15 protein-coding genes and 1 tRNA gene are annotated in these 13,307 nt (G+C 59.0%); 7 read left to right on the forward strand and 9 right to left on the reverse strand.

The genetic code is table 11. From position 1 onward, the window contains the following. Window position 1: 1 nt before the first annotated feature. Complete coding sequence (locus tag ACR0NF_RS03690; protein ID WP_480469720.1) at window positions 2-778, forward strand: squalene/phytoene synthase family protein; 777 nt, start codon at window positions 2-4, stop codon at window positions 776-778. A 2-nt stretch (window positions 779-780) separates the two neighbouring features. On the opposite strand, the gene ACR0NF_RS03695 is transcribed toward ACR0NF_RS03690, so the two are convergent. Next, entirely contained in the window at window positions 781-2,007 is a 1,227-nt protein-coding gene (locus tag ACR0NF_RS03695; protein WP_480469721.1) for an MFS transporter, read from the reverse strand. Between the two features lie 98 nt (window positions 2,008-2,105). Here ACR0NF_RS03695 and ACR0NF_RS03700 point away from each other — a divergent pair, with 98 nt between their 5' ends. Genes ACR0NF_RS03700 through ACR0NF_RS03710 form a run of 3 tightly spaced genes read left to right on the forward strand, consistent with a single transcriptional unit; the run spans window position 2,106 to window position 3,890 of the window. Next, the gene (locus tag ACR0NF_RS03700) at window positions 2,106-2,738 is read left to right on the forward strand and encodes a DNA-3-methyladenine glycosylase family protein (protein WP_480469722.1); all 633 of its coding nucleotides are present in this window, start codon (window positions 2,106-2,108) and stop codon (window positions 2,736-2,738) included. Then, entirely contained in the window at window positions 2,735-3,400 is a 666-nt protein-coding gene (locus ACR0NF_RS03705) for an alpha/beta hydrolase (RefSeq protein WP_480469723.1), read from the forward strand. The genes ACR0NF_RS03700 and ACR0NF_RS03705 overlap by 4 nt, the downstream gene beginning before the upstream one ends. 1 nt (window position 3,401) lies before the next feature. Then, window positions 3,402-3,890, forward strand: a complete 489-nt coding sequence (locus ACR0NF_RS03710) for an N-acetyltransferase family protein (protein WP_480777789.1) — start codon at window positions 3,402-3,404, stop codon at window positions 3,888-3,890. On the opposite strand, the gene ACR0NF_RS03715 is transcribed toward ACR0NF_RS03710, so the two are convergent. Both ACR0NF_RS03715 and ACR0NF_RS03720 read right to left on the reverse strand, forming a co-directional pair. Further along, window positions 3,887-4,312, reverse strand: coding sequence for a VOC family protein (locus tag ACR0NF_RS03715; RefSeq protein ID WP_480469725.1), 426 nt, complete (start codon window positions 4,310-4,312; stop codon window positions 3,887-3,889). The two genes, ACR0NF_RS03710 and ACR0NF_RS03715, sit on opposite strands and share 4 nt — an antisense overlap. A 32-nt stretch (window positions 4,313-4,344) precedes the next feature. After that, the gene (locus ACR0NF_RS03720) at window positions 4,345-4,950 is read right to left on the reverse strand and encodes an rRNA large subunit pseudouridine synthase E (RefSeq protein WP_480471895.1); all 606 of its coding nucleotides are present in this window, start codon (window positions 4,948-4,950) and stop codon (window positions 4,345-4,347) included. A 212-nt stretch (window positions 4,951-5,162) separates the two neighbouring features. On the opposite strand from ACR0NF_RS03720, the gene ACR0NF_RS03725 reads away from it, so the two are divergent. After that, entirely contained in the window at window positions 5,163-5,750 is a 588-nt protein-coding gene (locus tag ACR0NF_RS03725) for an HNH endonuclease (RefSeq protein ID WP_480469726.1), read from the forward strand. Window positions 5,751-5,754: 4 nt separating this feature from the next. Here ACR0NF_RS03725 and ACR0NF_RS03730 read toward each other — a convergent pair whose 3' ends face one another. Next, window positions 5,755-6,216, reverse strand: a complete 462-nt coding sequence (locus ACR0NF_RS03730) for a disulfide bond formation protein B (protein ID WP_480657535.1) — start codon at window positions 6,214-6,216, stop codon at window positions 5,755-5,757. Beyond that, window positions 6,213-6,791, reverse strand: coding sequence for a YqaA family protein (locus tag ACR0NF_RS03735; protein ID WP_480657536.1), 579 nt, complete (start codon window positions 6,789-6,791; stop codon window positions 6,213-6,215). Before ACR0NF_RS03735 ends, ACR0NF_RS03730 begins: the two co-directional genes overlap by 4 nt. 145 nt (window positions 6,792-6,936) lie before the next feature. Here ACR0NF_RS03735 and ACR0NF_RS03740 point away from each other — a divergent pair. After that, window positions 6,937-7,022, forward strand: a tRNA-Leu gene (locus ACR0NF_RS03740). 188 nt (window positions 7,023-7,210) lie between these two features. On the opposite strand, the gene ACR0NF_RS03745 is transcribed toward ACR0NF_RS03740, so the two are convergent. The 3 genes from ACR0NF_RS03745 to ACR0NF_RS03755 are packed head-to-tail and all read right to left on the reverse strand — an operon-like array spanning window position 7,211 to window position 11,290. After that, on the reverse strand, window positions 7,211-8,245 hold the full coding sequence (locus ACR0NF_RS03745) for a lipocalin-like domain-containing protein (RefSeq protein ID WP_480657600.1): 1,035 nt from the start codon (window positions 8,243-8,245) through the stop codon (window positions 7,211-7,213). Next, window positions 8,235-10,646, reverse strand: coding sequence for an FtsX-like permease family protein (locus ACR0NF_RS03750; protein ID WP_480777790.1), 2,412 nt, complete (start codon window positions 10,644-10,646; stop codon window positions 8,235-8,237). The genes ACR0NF_RS03745 and ACR0NF_RS03750 overlap by 11 nt, the downstream gene beginning before the upstream one ends. After that, entirely contained in the window at window positions 10,643-11,290 is a 648-nt protein-coding gene (locus ACR0NF_RS03755; RefSeq protein WP_480777791.1) for an ABC transporter ATP-binding protein, read from the reverse strand. The genes ACR0NF_RS03750 and ACR0NF_RS03755 overlap by 4 nt, the downstream gene beginning before the upstream one ends. Window positions 11,291-11,445: 155 nt before the next feature. Here ACR0NF_RS03755 and ACR0NF_RS03760 point away from each other — a divergent pair, with 155 nt between their 5' ends. Then, the gene (locus ACR0NF_RS03760) at window positions 11,446-11,880 is read left to right on the forward strand and encodes an ion channel (protein WP_480469732.1); all 435 of its coding nucleotides are present in this window, start codon (window positions 11,446-11,448) and stop codon (window positions 11,878-11,880) included. On the opposite strand, the gene cls is transcribed toward ACR0NF_RS03760, so the two are convergent. Continuing rightward, entirely contained in the window at window positions 11,877-13,289 is a 1,413-nt protein-coding gene (cls, locus tag ACR0NF_RS03765; protein WP_480777792.1) for a cardiolipin synthase, read from the reverse strand. The two genes, ACR0NF_RS03760 and cls, sit on opposite strands and share 4 nt — an antisense overlap. Between the last annotated feature and the right edge of the window lie 18 nt (window positions 13,290-13,307).

A 13,307-nucleotide genomic window follows, 5' to 3' on the forward strand; every position in this document is an offset into this window, starting at 1 on the left:
CGTGGAATTCGACGACGACATCAAGGCCTGCGCGGCGCTGGTGCACCGCGCTGATCCGGACCGGTTCATGGCGGCGATGGCGGCGCCGGTCGCAGCGCGGGCGGTTCTGTTTCCGATCTATGCGCTGAATGTCGAGGTGGCTCGCGCGCCCTGGGTGACGCAGGAAAGCATGATCGCCGAAATGCGCCTGCAATGGTGGCGCGATGCGTTGCAGGAAATTGCTGAAGGCCCCATCGTGCGTCGGCATGAGGTTGTTACGCCGTTGTCGCGTGTACTCTCTCCGCATCTCGCGGCGCAGCTGGATGAGTATGTGGCTGTAAGGCGTTGGGATGTTTATCGTGATCCGTTTGAGGATGAAGATCATTTTGATGCCTACATAAACCATAGCGCCGGGACTCTGATGGTTGTATCCGCGCAGGCTTTGGGCTCGGCAGACGAAACTGTGCTGCGCGACTTTGGCTATGCGACGGGGATTGCAAATTGGCTGCGCGCCATTCCCGAACTTGAAGCGCGCGGTCGCATTCCCTTGCTCGATGGTACACATGACGGCGTTCGGGCGCTAGCGCAAAAGGCGCTGGACCGATTGGCACGGGCGCGTTCTGTGCGCAATGAGGTCTCGGCCCAGGCGCGGCCTGCGCTCTATGCAGGCTGGCAGACGGAATGGGTACTGCAGAAGGCTCTGACCCAGCCCGGGAGCGTGGCTTCGGGCGCGTTGGCGCAGGGTGAAATCCGCCGCCGGTTTTCCCTGATGAAGACAGCAGCAACCGGACGCTGGTAGGATCAGGCAGTTTGGGGGTCTGATGGTCTCAGGACCAGCCACAACAGCGCGCCGCCCGCAAGGGTCAGCAGCGGGATCATGGCGAGGTTGACCGCCGTCCAGCCTTCGACCGCTGAACCGCCCGAGCAGTTCATTAACCCGCCAGACGCAAGCGAGGCGAAAGTCACGCCGCCAAAGACCAGCAGGTCGTTCAGGCCCTGCATCCGTCCGCGTTCGTGTACTTCGTGCGAGTCGGCCAGCATGCTGGTGGCGCCGATGAAGCCAAAGTTCCAGCCGACGCCCAGCAGGATCAGAGCGGCGAAGAAGTTACCAAGATCAACACCTTGCAGGGCGACAATGCCTGCGCCGCCGAGGATGGCCAGACCGAGGGCCACGATCTTTTCGACCCCAAACCGCGCGATCAGATGGCCGGTGAAAAAGCTGGGAATATACATCGCCAGCACGTGGCTGGTCACGATATCGGCTGCATCGCCCTCGGTATATCCGCATCCGACAACGGCCAGAGGTGTGGACGTCATCACAAGGTTCATCAGCGCGTAAGAGACCATGGCGCAAATGATGGCCACAGCGATGCGCGGAGTTCTGAGCAGCTCTAATCGTGTGCGGCCTTTGGGTTCATCCTCGGTAGGTTTCGGCGGCGTGGGGATGTCGAGGAAGAAGAACAGGGCAGAGCCAACCACATTGATCGCGATCACGGCCAGATAGGTGCCCAAAAACGGGATCACATAGGCCTGCGAGGTCAGCTTAACGATCTGCGGGCCGATGATAGCAGCTGCGAGCCCTCCGGCCATGACGTAAGAAATCGCCTTGGGCCGGAATGCGTCGGACGCGGTATCGGCGGCGGCAAAGCGATAGAAGCCATGCGCGCTCATGTAGATGCCGGTCAGAAAGCTACCGATCAGGAAGATCGGGAACGAGCCGAGGTAAAGGCCATAGGCGCCGATAACCCCGCCTGTAGCACCCGCGGTCGATCCCACAAGAAACCCGGCGCGGCGCCCCCAGCGCTGCATGATGGCCGAGATCGGTGTGGCGGCCAGCATCGAACCCAGTACGATCAGTGAAATCGGCAGCGTTGCAAGGCAGGCGTTGCTGGCCAGCGATTGACCGGCAAGCCCTCCGACGATGAACATCATCGGCATCTGCGCACCCAATATCGCCTGCGCCGCCACCAAAACGGCGACGTTGCGTTTGGCCTGACTGTCGTTGGGGGTGGCAGCGATCATTGTCATGAGCGAATGGTTATCTACGATTGAGACTCGGCACAAGCGGGTTGCATATGCGGCACATCAGCCTAACGTGCGGACAAGGATCATTTATCGGAGAGCGCATGTCCGTCGGACGCATCATCGAAACACCGGACTGCGTAAATGAAGGGGCCGAATGGCTGGCCGGGGCTTGCCCGAGGATGGCTTATGCGATGGCGCAAACAGGCCCTCTGCCATTGCGGCGTAAGCCGGACGGGTTTGCGCAGCTTCTCAGTGCGATTGTCAGTCAGCAGGTCAGCGTAGCCTCGGCAAATGCAATCTGGAAGCGATTGCAGGTCGCCAAATTGACCGGCCCGCGCAAGATCATGCGGGCAACGGATGACGACCTGAGAGCGGTGGGTCTCAGCCGTCAGAAAATCCGCTATGCCCGCGCGTTGGCCGAGGCGCGGATCAATTACAAAGCGCTTCGCGATGCACCGGATGACGAAGTGGTCGCAATTCTGACCGAGGTACCGGGGATCGGTGTCTGGACCGCTGAGATTTACGCCATGTTCTCGCTGGGCCGTGCCGATGTGATTGCACCGGGTGACTTGGCCCTGCAAGAGGCCGCGCGCATCCTCTACGACTTACCAGAAAGACCAAAAGACAAAGAGTTGCGCCAGATGGCCGAAGCGTGGTCGCCGTGGCGATCAGTTGCGGCACGGGTGCTGTGGGCCTATTACCGGGTCGCAAAAGACAGAGAAGGGATCAGATGACACGGGTTTTGAATGCGCTCCGGAAAGAGCCGGTTTCGGGGGATACACGCTCGGTCGTGGTGTTTGTGCATGGCTATGGCGCGAACGGTGCTGATCTGCTGGGGCTGGCTGATCCTCTGGGTGAGCATTTGCCGGATACGCTGTTCGTGGCGCCCGATGCGCAGGAACAAATCCCAGGCATGCCGAACGGCTTTCAATGGTTTCCGATCCCGTGGATTGATGGCTCGTCCGAAGAAGAGGCGCGGCGTGGCATGGAAATGGCGGTTGAGGATTTCAACGCATTCTTGGACGCGCTGATGGTGGATGAAGATGTCCTGCCAGAGCAGGTCGTTCTGTTTGGCTTCAGCCAAGGCACCATGATGAGCCTGCATGTCGCCCCGCGCCGCGAAGACCCGGTGGCCGGGATCGTCGCCTTCTCGGGCCGTTTGCTGGAACCAGACTTGCTGCCGGACGAAACCGTGAGCCGCATGCCAATTCTGCTGGTCCATGGTGACGCCGATGATGTGGTGCCGCCGCAATCACTGCCCGAGGCCGCCGAGGCGCTGCAAACAGCCGGGTTCAAAGAGATTTATGCTCATGTGATGAAGGGCACTGGCCACGGCATCGCGCCGGATGGCCTGAGCGTCGCGCTGGCCTTCATGCGCGACAAGCTGAGTCTGTAAGATGATCGTCATCCGCCCCATGATGAGAGAGGATGTGGCAGACGCCTGCAGCATCCTCAATCAGATCATCGAGATCTGCGGAACGACAGCGTTTGAGTTTCCATTCTCTGAAACACTATTTGTCCAAAGCTATCTCAAAGGGTCTGACAAGCTTTGCTGCCATGTCGCGCTGGATAACAAAGGTCAGGTGGCTGGCTTCCAATGGCTCGGGATCCACGAAAGCCTGCCGGATGATTGCGCCGACATAGCGACGTTCACCCGTCGAGAGCCAGCGTTGAAAGGGGCAGGGTGTGCATTGTTTGCGGAAACTGAGAAATTGGCCCGTGCTCTGGGTTTCAACAGCATCAACGCGACCATACGGGCCGATAACACTCTGGGTCTGAATTACTATGAAAAGATGGGTTTTCGCGATTTCTCGGTAAAATATGGCGTGCTACTTCGTGACGGGACTCCGGTGGATCGGATATCCAAACGTCTCGATCTAGGTTAATCCCACAGATGTGCCTCGGTAAACTCAACTGAATTACCTGAAGGATCGCGCACATAAAGCGAGTGCGCGCCACTGGGCCAGTCAAACTCGGCGTCCACCGGTACGTTCCAGTCAAGCAGGTGCCTTCGCATCACTTCGATCTCGGGTCGGGTCAGAACCAGACATACATGGCCGGGTCCGCGCGCGCCGTGAGGTGGGACAGGCAGATCGGGGTTCAGTGGTGGCTTTTCGGTCTTGTCCGCATTGAAAATCAGCAGGACCGAGCCGCCGATTCGATAGAAGACGTGCCTGTCAGACACCCGCTGAATCTTCGAAAGTCCAAGCAGCTCACCATAGAACCGCTCGGCCGCGTCCAGATCATCCACGTAAAGAGCTGCTTCTAGTATCGCTGACGGGGCGGGTATGTCGGGCGTTACTTTCATGAAGCCAGTCTAGCATTTAGGGGCAGTCCCTGTCATCGGCGCGGACGTCTGTCCCGTTTGCGCGATGGTGCGGCGCTTATCTCTGGCATCGGCAGGCTCTCCCACTGGCCGGGCTCAAGGCCGTCCAAGGACCAGTCTCCGATCCGGGCGCGGATCAGGCGCAAGGTCGGATGGCCTACAGCTGCCGTCATGCGGCGAACCTGACGATTGCGACCTTCACGGATCGTCAGTTCGATCCAACTATCCGGTACTGTCTGACGGACACGGATCGGCGGGGTGCGCGGCCAGAGGTCTGAAGGCTCATCAATTAAACGCGCTTTGGCGGGACGCGTCAGACCATCCTTAAGCTCAACGCCATCACGCAGCGCCTTAAGTGCGGCTGCGTCGGGTAGGCCTTCGACCTGTACCCAATAGGTTTTGGCCATCTTGTGCTTGGGATCGGATATCTGTGCCTGCAGCCGCCCGTTATCGGTCAGCAGCATCAAGCCCTCACTATCTCGGTCCAGCCGCCCGGCTGGATACACGCCGGGCAGATCGATGAAGTCCGACAGTGTGGCGCGGGGCGAGTCGGCGTTGGCGCGGTCGGTGAACTGCGGCAACACATCGAAAGGTTTGTTGAAGCGGATGAACCAGGACATGCCACCGCCATAGCGTCCGGGCCACATCTGCGCAACCTGTGGATAAGTGTCACTTATCTGTTACGGATTCGTCCTAACCAGTACCCGAGATGTTGTGTGAACTCGGCACTTGTCAGAGATTTAACACGATATATAGTTAACTTAAGGCCGGGGCGGGTGTTCCCCGCTCTGATGTCACAAACGGGCAGTACAGAGCGAGGAGCGATTCTGATATGGACGGAGACTTCAGGACCGAATTTGTCAGGGAACCCGGTGCGCTGAGGCATCATCCGGCATTGGTTCTGAACGCCGATTATCGCCCGCTTTCCTATTATCCGCTGTCTCTCTGGCCCTGGCAGGAGGCCATCAAAGCGGCGTGGCTGGACCGCGTGGACATAGTTGCCGAATACGACGAAGTGGTTCGAAGCCCAAGTACCGAGATCCGAATACCCTCGGTCGTTGTTTTGAAAGATTATGTAAAACCCAGAAAGCGCGTGGCCTTCACGCGCTTTAATTTATTTCTGCGGGATGAATTCAAGTGCCAATACTGTGGCAGCCGCGGAGAGCTTACTTTCGATCACGTCGTTCCGCGTGCGGCGGGTGGTGTTACCAGCTGGCAGAACGTGGTTGCTGCCTGCAGCCCGTGTAACCTGCGCAAAGGGTCGAAATCGCTGCGGCAAGCCAGGATGTCTCTGAACAAACCGCCGCGTCAACCTGATGCTGAGGCCCTTCGTAATATTGGCCGTAAATTCCCGCCAAACCACCTTCACGACAGTTGGATCGATTTCCTCTATTGGGATGCGGAGCTGGATCAGCAATAATCGCCTAGCGCGCTCGCCAGGCAGCAATCCAGATCAATGCAAGCGCGCTTGAGAGAAGCCCGTTCCAACCAGCCATGGAAATTCCGAGCATCTCCCACGGGATGTCGTCGCAGCGTACCAGTGGGGCAGACATGATCTGATCCAGCAATTCCTCGGCGCTCAGCCCACCGATTGGGCCAGAGGTGCACGTCGAAGGGCCCTCCCACCAACCTTGTTCAACGCCTGCATGGAACAAACCGATCCCGGCGGTTGTTGCGGCGGCGAGCGCACCTAGCAAGGGCAAAGGGCGGATGCCCGGAAACGCAAAGGCCAGCACACCCAGTATCACAACCATCCCATGCGGATAACGCTGCCATATACACATTTTGCAGGGAGCCAGTCCGCCGATGTATTGAAACGCCCAAGCACCCAGTAATAAGGCAGCCGACCCTGTGGCGGCCAGCAAAATCAGTGATTTCCGTGTCATAGGTAACGTACCAGGAAGAAACCTCCGACCAGCAACACGATGAATATCGTAAATACCAGCCCAAGTCGTTTTTCGATGAAGTCTCGGATCGGTTCGCCGAAGCCCCAGAGCAAACCAGCCACGACGAAGAATCGCAGTGCCCGCGCGAGTATCGATGTTGCGATGAAGGTTCCCAACGGCATCCCGGTCCAACCCGACATGATCGTGATCACTTTGTAAGGGAACGGCGTAACTCCGGCGGTGAGCACGGCCCAGAAGCCAAAATCGTTGAAGCGGGTGTTGAACTCTTCCATGGCATGGGCCTTGCCCATGGCTTCCAGCACAGGTTGGCCGAGGCTTTCATAGAAGAAGGCACCGATTGCATAACCCAGAATTCCCCCGAGAACGGAAGCCACCAGCGCGACCGAGGCAATCAACCATGCCCGAGACGGGCGTGCCAGGATCATGGGAATCATCAAAACATCCGGCGGGATGGGAAAAAACGAGCTTTCTACAAAAGCGACAACCGCCAGCGCCCAAAGCGCGTGAGGATGCTCGGCCAGACGAATGGTCCAGTCATAAAGTGATCGCAACATAAGGTACAAGTATCCCGGCAATTGTTGGGCCAAGCCAAAGCATGCACCTGCAGAGGGGTCAACCTCTGTCATTTAAACAAACGTGCCAATGGTTGTTTTTTGCCTCTGGACCTTCCGTCAGTTGAAGGCTAATCCAAGTGACGTGGCCCAAGTGGCGGAATGGTAGACGCAGGGGATTCAAAATCCCCCGCCTTCACGGGCGTGAGAGTTCGAGTCTCTCCTTGGGCACCACATCAATCATTTCAGAGCAATATACGCTTAAAAAATAGGGTTCTGGGCTGCTCTTCAGAAAACCTGTCAGGCGAAACACCTGGTTTTCTGATGCGAAACTGAGCCGCACATATCGACGTTCAACCAGAAGATCTGAACCTGGCAAGCAATCTTTCTGCCGATATCGTTGGCGGGTCGGTGACAAATCCCTAATACCCGGTCATTTCAAGATAACCGCGCCCGCTGTGGCTGCCTGAAATGGTTATCGGGCCTTCCCAATACTCGAAGCTTGTACCCATCCAGGATCGGGGGGTCAGGGCGGCTACTTCAACATCAAGCTCACGATCCGGCACCTGAACGCGCCATCTGGTCGGAATGTCGCGCTGCGCGACCGGACTGGTCCCGAGGGCCGTGAATTTGACCGACCCATCTGGCAGCGCCTGCGTCTGGCCATCCGCGTTGATCCATGTCGCGGCGGTGAAATCGCCGCGCGCACCGCGCAGGCGGAAGGCCATCAGTTTGTCTCCGCCGTTGAAGCTGAGCGAGAACCAATCCCAGCCGCTCTGATCTTCGGCCAGCGGTTGCGAGGACCACTCGCGGTCCAGCCAGCCCTGACCGGTCACAGAGATATCACGGTCCGGCAGATGTAGGGTGCCCTCGACGCTGTAGAAAGGTTGCGAGTAATAGAAGCTGGCTTGCCCGTCGGCGGATTTAATAGAGTATCCGTCTTCTCCGTGGAACACCAGCGGACCCTGCGCTTGAAGACTTAGATCATAGCCGAAATCATTGCCGTTGGCGGTCAGGTCCATCGAACCCTCGATGTCTCCGCGCATGTGCCATTCGTCGATCCAGGCTTCGAACGGATTTGCGATGACACCTGCCTGACCAACGCCCCCGCGCGACAGGCGTTCGGTGAAATAGTGCGCATCAGGCGTCGTGACCGCGGCGTGGCCCATCCAGATTTGAGGGCTTTGCCATCCGTCGGCTTCCGACGGTTTCAGCGCCGAGCGAAACAAGGTCCATTGGATGCCATAGTCGCGCCCGTCCTCTCCGGTTAGATTTGCGGTCAGATACCACCACTCGATCCGGTAGGTTGAGTGCGGGCCATGATCGCGGGGGAACTGGAAACTGTATCCAGCGGCTGGGCGATCGAATCCATCGGCGCTGCCACCTAGCCCGGCATAGCCTTGCGCCCAGGCCGTAACCGGGAGCAGGAGGAAGAGAACGAGGGCTTTAACGTTCATTTGCGAAAACTCTCAGCAGGGCGGCAGGGGGCAGGCGGAGCAGCCGCCAAGCGGGCAATGCCGCCGCGAGGGTCGCGGCGATCAAGGTTAGCAGAAACAGTCCAATCCAGTCGCCGGGAAAGAGGTGCATCGGGAGCTTCCAGCCAAAGGCCTGGACGTTGATCACTGTCAACAGAACCCAGGCAAGCACCAACCCAAGCGGTAGCGCCAGACAGGCGGTCAGGGCGGCCAGTAGTACGCTGCGCAGAAGCTCCAGCCGTGCCAGCTGCGCCCGTGTGAGCCCTAAAGACCAAACCGGTGCGACCTGCGGCAAGCGTTGTGTCCACAGCGTCAGCAGGCTCGTCAGGATCGCAAAGCCCGCGACCCCGAGCGTCAAGATGTTCAGGGCCGAGGTCACGACGAAGGTTTTTTCGAATATCGCCAGTGATTGGGCTTTCATTGCTGCCTGGTGGACAACTGCGCGAGCTGGCAGATCGAACCGCTGCCGCAGGGTTTGGGCCAGATCGGTTGCGCGGTCTGGCGCGATACGGATACCAAAGCGTCGGTCGTCCGTGCCGGGGGCGATCTGATCGAGAATGGGCATCGCAACGATCGCCTGTCCGGTGGGGTTACCATAGTCGGAATACACGCCAGCGATGCTCAGTTCATGTTCCGGCGAGAGCGACAGCGTATCGCCGGGCCATAGATCGGCGCGGCGGGCGAGTTGTTCATTGATCAACACATCACCGCGTAGCAGGACATTATCCCATACATCGGTTGCTTGGGCGATCAGCGGCCAATTCTGGCGATAGGTATCATCATCGACGATGCCATACAGAAACAATGGACCTGTCTCATGCGGCAGTTCGGTGCTGCGAATGGGTAAGATTGCCGCGACTTGCTGGTCCAGCCATTCCGCTATCTGCGCGGCCTGAGCTTCGTCTTGTGCAGTCACGTAGAGCTCGGACGTCAGGCGCTGGTCGAGCCAGCCGATAAAGGTGAGCCGAAAACTCGAGACCATCGTGCCCACGCCGATGTTCGCGGCGAGCGCCAGAAGCAATGCCATCAGCGCGAGTGAGAGGCCCGGCAACTGCGCGCGCATGTCGGCCCAAACCCATTGCGCTAGCGGGCCTTTTGCCCGACGTGCAAAGTAAGAGAGGATTGCGGACAGCAGTGCGGGCAGGGTCAGGGCGGCACCCGTCAACACTCCGGCCAGCAGTGCGAAACCTGATAGCAAACCACCGGCTGCGAAAAAGATGATGATCCCAGCGGCGATCAATCCAAGCCCCAAGGCTCCGCTGAGGCGCGCGGATCCCTGACTGCGCCAAGCTTGCAAACCGGGGCCTGCTAGAATTGGCATGCGTGACAGCCGCCACAGGGCGTGGCCGCTGGCGACAAGGGTGCCGCCGATTGCCATGGCAAGCCCCGCCGCGATCCATTGCGGGCGCAGGGATATCTGTCCGTCGACCGATGCGCCGTAGAGCCCGCGCAATGTGACAGCAACGTCGGGCAGCAGTGCGCCTGCCAGGAAGAAGCCCAGAATGAGGCCCAGGATGCCTCCGATCAGGGCGATGAACAGCAATTCGCCCAGCACGATGATCACCAGTTGTTTCAGTGGCAGCCCCAGCGCGCGCAGGGTACGGATCATGCCGCGTCTTTGGGCAAAGGCCAGTCCGACTGTTCCGTGGACAATGAACAGGCCGACCGCGAATGAAAGCAGACCAAAGGCCGTCAGGTTCAGGTGGAAACTGTCGGTCAGTTGCGCGGTGTCCATTTGCGCCGACGCGCTGATGCGTTGCAATTCAGGTGCGACCTCAGACAAGGGCGGTACCGCGCGGGGCTGCTGGGGCAGGATCACCAGTCGCGAGATTTGCCCCGGACGCCCCAGCAGACGTTCGGCCACGCCGATATCGGTAAGGATGAGATCCGGGGGCAGGGCGGTGGTCTCAATCACAGGCGGAAAAGTCTCCGTCACCTCGAACAGGGGGACAAGGTCGGGAGCCATAATCAAACGCCCCGGCGCGGTCAGAACATCGGAGGGATCAGGGGGGGTGGTGCTTTCATTGACTTCTGTAACAGCGGGCAAGGCAGGATAGGCCACCATATCGACACCCATCAGTCGTAGGCGGCGCTCTCCCACGCGCAGTGGGCCTTCGAGAACCGCGGCAACCTGCCAACCGGTGCGCCTGAGTTCGGCATATTGCTGAAGAGTGATGGTGCCACCGGGATTCTGAAGCTCATCGAACTGCCCGATGACGAGTTGAGCATTGGCGCGTGCATAGCTGGCACGCGCTTCGGCGTTGATGGCCTGAACGGCGGACCAGAGACAGGTGGCCAGAGCAATCCCCGTCAGCAACGTCACCAGCTGCAGTGGATGCGCGCGCCAGTGAGATAACAGAGACTGAACGGCAGGACCAATCATGTAATGCGACCACCCGCCAGATGCGCGCGTCGGTCGAGCCGCGCGGCAATCTCGTTCGAATGCGTGACAAGCAGCAACGCTGCACCCGTATCGGCCACCAGAGACAGCATCAGATCCAGCACGACGGCACTGGCCGTTTCGTCCAGATTGCCGGTGGGCTCATCCGCAAGCAGCAGTTTGGGCCGCGTTGCCATGGCGCGTCCGATAGCAACGCGCTGCTGCTGGCCGCCCGAGAGGCTTTCGGGGTATCGATCCTTCAGCTCGGACAACCCGAGCCGTTCGCTCAGATGCTCGATCCACTTGGTGTCGGCACGCTCCGCAAGGCGTGCATGAATCGAGAGGTTTTGCGCGACTGTCAGCGACGGGATCAGGTTGAACTGCTGAAACACCAGCGACAGACTGTTGCGACGCAATGCAGCGCGGTCAGTGTCATTCAGCGGCGACAGCGGTTGACCGTCCAGAGTGATCTCTCCGCCGTCAAACCCATCCAGCGCCGCGACCAGATGCAGAAGGGTGCTCTTGCCACTACCGCTTTCGCCGGTCAGTGCCAGTGTTTGACCTTGTTCCAGACTCAGCGAGACATCGTTCAGAACGGGTCGTCCTCCGGCATAAGATTTCCGGACGTGATCAATCGACAGCAGCATGCGTGGCCTCATCTGGTTTGGTCACAATGTGCAACGCAACCCGGCAGTGTCCAGAGCGGAATTCGGTTCTATTCGCCGCAGGCCTCAGGGTTGTTCACCGACACAGAAAGCCCCATGCTGCAAACAACGTCAGCGCAGAGGTCCGAGGCCGTTTCATGACTTTGTCACAGCAAATCCTTTGGGGCAGCCTCTATCTGGGCATTTGCTTTCTGATCGAGATTATCCTTCTGACCGTCTGTGTCATCGTCATCCGCAGGCTAGTGGACTGGTGGGAGACGCGAAATACGATCATAGCGACTGCGGGGCCGATTACGGTGGCGCTTTTGTTTATCGTTTTGACTCATACCGTGCAGGTCTGGATCTGGGCGATTGTCTGGGTGCTGGGGGATGTGTTGCCGGACTGGAACTCGGCGCTTTATTTTTCGTTGGTGACGTTCACGACGCTGGGTTACGGCGACATCGTGCTGGGTGAAGGGTTGCGGATATTCGGGGCGTTCGCTTCGGTTACGGGGCTGCTGGCATTTGGCCTGTCCACCGCTTTCCTTGTTGCCCTGATGACTCGCGTGTTCGAAGAACGGTTCCTGAGCTAGAGGATCGGCGCAAAGAGCCGCGCGAGCGGTGCGCCGAAGCGTATATGCGCCGGTTGTTGCAGCAGATTTTGGGTCAGCTCGTAGCTCGATTCGAAATCGGTCTCGAGCATCTGTGCCACCGCATTCGCTGCGCGCGGGTCAAAGAACAGGGCCATCGCCTCGAAATTCAGCCGGAAAGAACGGTTGTCCAGATTGGTGGTGCCAACCGCGGCCAAGGTATCATCGACGACAAAAGCCTTCTGATGCATGAACCCGTCGGTATAGCGGAACACCCGTGCACCGCAGTCGCGGATTTCGTCGAAATAGGCAAAGGCGGCCAGCCAAGGCAGGCGGTGATCGATTACGTCGGGCACCAGAATACGCACATCAACACCGCGCAGCGCGGCATGTTGCAGGGCGGTCATGATGTCGATGTCCGGCACGAAATAAGGTGAGGCGATCCAAAGGCGCTCTTTTGCTTCGGTGATGGCGGCAAAGAACATCATCGAACCGGTTTCCGTCTCGTCGCCCGGGCCGGTTGCCACAAGCAGAGCGTTCATATCCTGATCAGATTCGCTGCCAGCCCAGTCGAGCTCGTCGATCAAGTCTTCATCCCGGGCCCAATGCCAGTCTTCAGTGAAGATCAATTGCAGCTGCCGGACGACATGGCCTGTCATTCGGATATGCGTATCACGCCAACGCCCGAACCGAGGGCTTTGTCCAAGATACTCCACCCCGATGTTATGGCCCCCGATGAATCCGGTTTCACCATCGATGATCACCGTCTTGCGATGGTTGCGATAGTTCAGCTGGAACCGGAAATTCGGGCCGCGTTGCTCGCGGGGATCCGCAACATCAACCCCACCTTCACGCAGGGTTTCGAGATAGCTGGTAGGCAAACCATAGCTGCCGACCGCATCGGTCATGAAACGCACATGCACGCCACGTTTGACGGCAGCGATCAGACGCTCTTGAACCTGCCGACCAAGGTCATCGTCACGCACGATGTAGAACTGGATCAGTACATAGTTTTTGGCCTTGTCTATCTCGCCCAGGATGGCGTCAAAAGTGGCTTGCCCATCGATCAACAGCTCGGCACCATTGCCGCGCGAAACGGGTAGGTGGGCAAGGGCCTCGAACGGTCGCGGATTGATCCGCAGGGTTTCTGGGTCGGGTTTCGAGAAATCGGCGAAGGTCTTGATTCCTTCGACCACGCGCTCGCTCTCCTGACGGGCGATGCGATAGCCACGAAATCGGTGGTGGCCCAGAAACAGATAGAGCGGAACACCAAAGACTGGCGCTGACAGCAGGAATACCACCCAGCCGACTGCACCTTGTGGGGTACGCGCGGTCTGGGCTGCCCGCACCGAAAAAACCACTGCCGCGCAATAAAGTGCAAATACAGAGATCGAAACGAGCAAGGTCCACATCGGCGTCTAACAGTCCGG

It is taken from the genome of Ruegeria sp. CF4 (assembly GCF_056537345.1).

Excerpts from the sequence above, each read along its gene's own strand:
- ACR0NF_RS03755 (WP_480777791.1), bottom strand. The coding sequence starts at position 11,290 with ATGCTGCTGTCGATTGATCACGTCCGGAAATCTTATGCCGGAGGACGA.
- ACR0NF_RS03695 (WP_480469721.1), bottom strand. The coding sequence starts at position 2,007 with ATGACAATGATCGCTGCCACCCCCAACGACAGTCAGGCCAAACGCAAC.
- ACR0NF_RS03710 (WP_480777789.1), top strand. The coding sequence starts at position 3,402 with ATGATCGTCATCCGCCCCATGATGAGAGAGGATGTGGCAGACGCCTGC.
- ACR0NF_RS03750 (WP_480777790.1), bottom strand. The coding sequence starts at position 10,646 with ATGATTGGTCCTGCCGTTCAGTCTCTGTTATCTCACTGGCGCGCGCAT.
- ACR0NF_RS03730 (WP_480657535.1), bottom strand. The coding sequence starts at position 6,216 with ATGACACGGAAATCACTGATTTTGCTGGCCGCCACAGGGTCGGCTGCC.
- cls (WP_480777792.1), bottom strand. The coding sequence starts at position 13,289 with ATGTGGACCTTGCTCGTTTCGATCTCTGTATTTGCACTTTATTGCGCG.
- ACR0NF_RS03720 (WP_480471895.1), bottom strand. The coding sequence starts at position 4,950 with ATGTCCTGGTTCATCCGCTTCAACAAACCTTTCGATGTGTTGCCGCAG.
- ACR0NF_RS03705 (WP_480469723.1), top strand. The coding sequence starts at position 2,735 with ATGACACGGGTTTTGAATGCGCTCCGGAAAGAGCCGGTTTCGGGGGAT.
- ACR0NF_RS03735 (WP_480657536.1), bottom strand. The coding sequence starts at position 6,791 with ATGTTGCGATCACTTTATGACTGGACCATTCGTCTGGCCGAGCATCCT.
- ACR0NF_RS03745 (WP_480657600.1), bottom strand. The coding sequence starts at position 8,245 with ATGAACGTTAAAGCCCTCGTTCTCTTCCTCCTGCTCCCGGTTACGGCC.
- ACR0NF_RS03700 (WP_480469722.1), top strand. The coding sequence starts at position 2,106 with ATGTCCGTCGGACGCATCATCGAAACACCGGACTGCGTAAATGAAGGG.
- ACR0NF_RS03760 (WP_480469732.1), top strand. The coding sequence starts at position 11,446 with ATGACTTTGTCACAGCAAATCCTTTGGGGCAGCCTCTATCTGGGCATT.
- ACR0NF_RS03725 (WP_480469726.1), top strand. The coding sequence starts at position 5,163 with ATGGACGGAGACTTCAGGACCGAATTTGTCAGGGAACCCGGTGCGCTG.
- ACR0NF_RS03715 (WP_480469725.1), bottom strand. The coding sequence starts at position 4,312 with ATGAAAGTAACGCCCGACATACCCGCCCCGTCAGCGATACTAGAAGCA.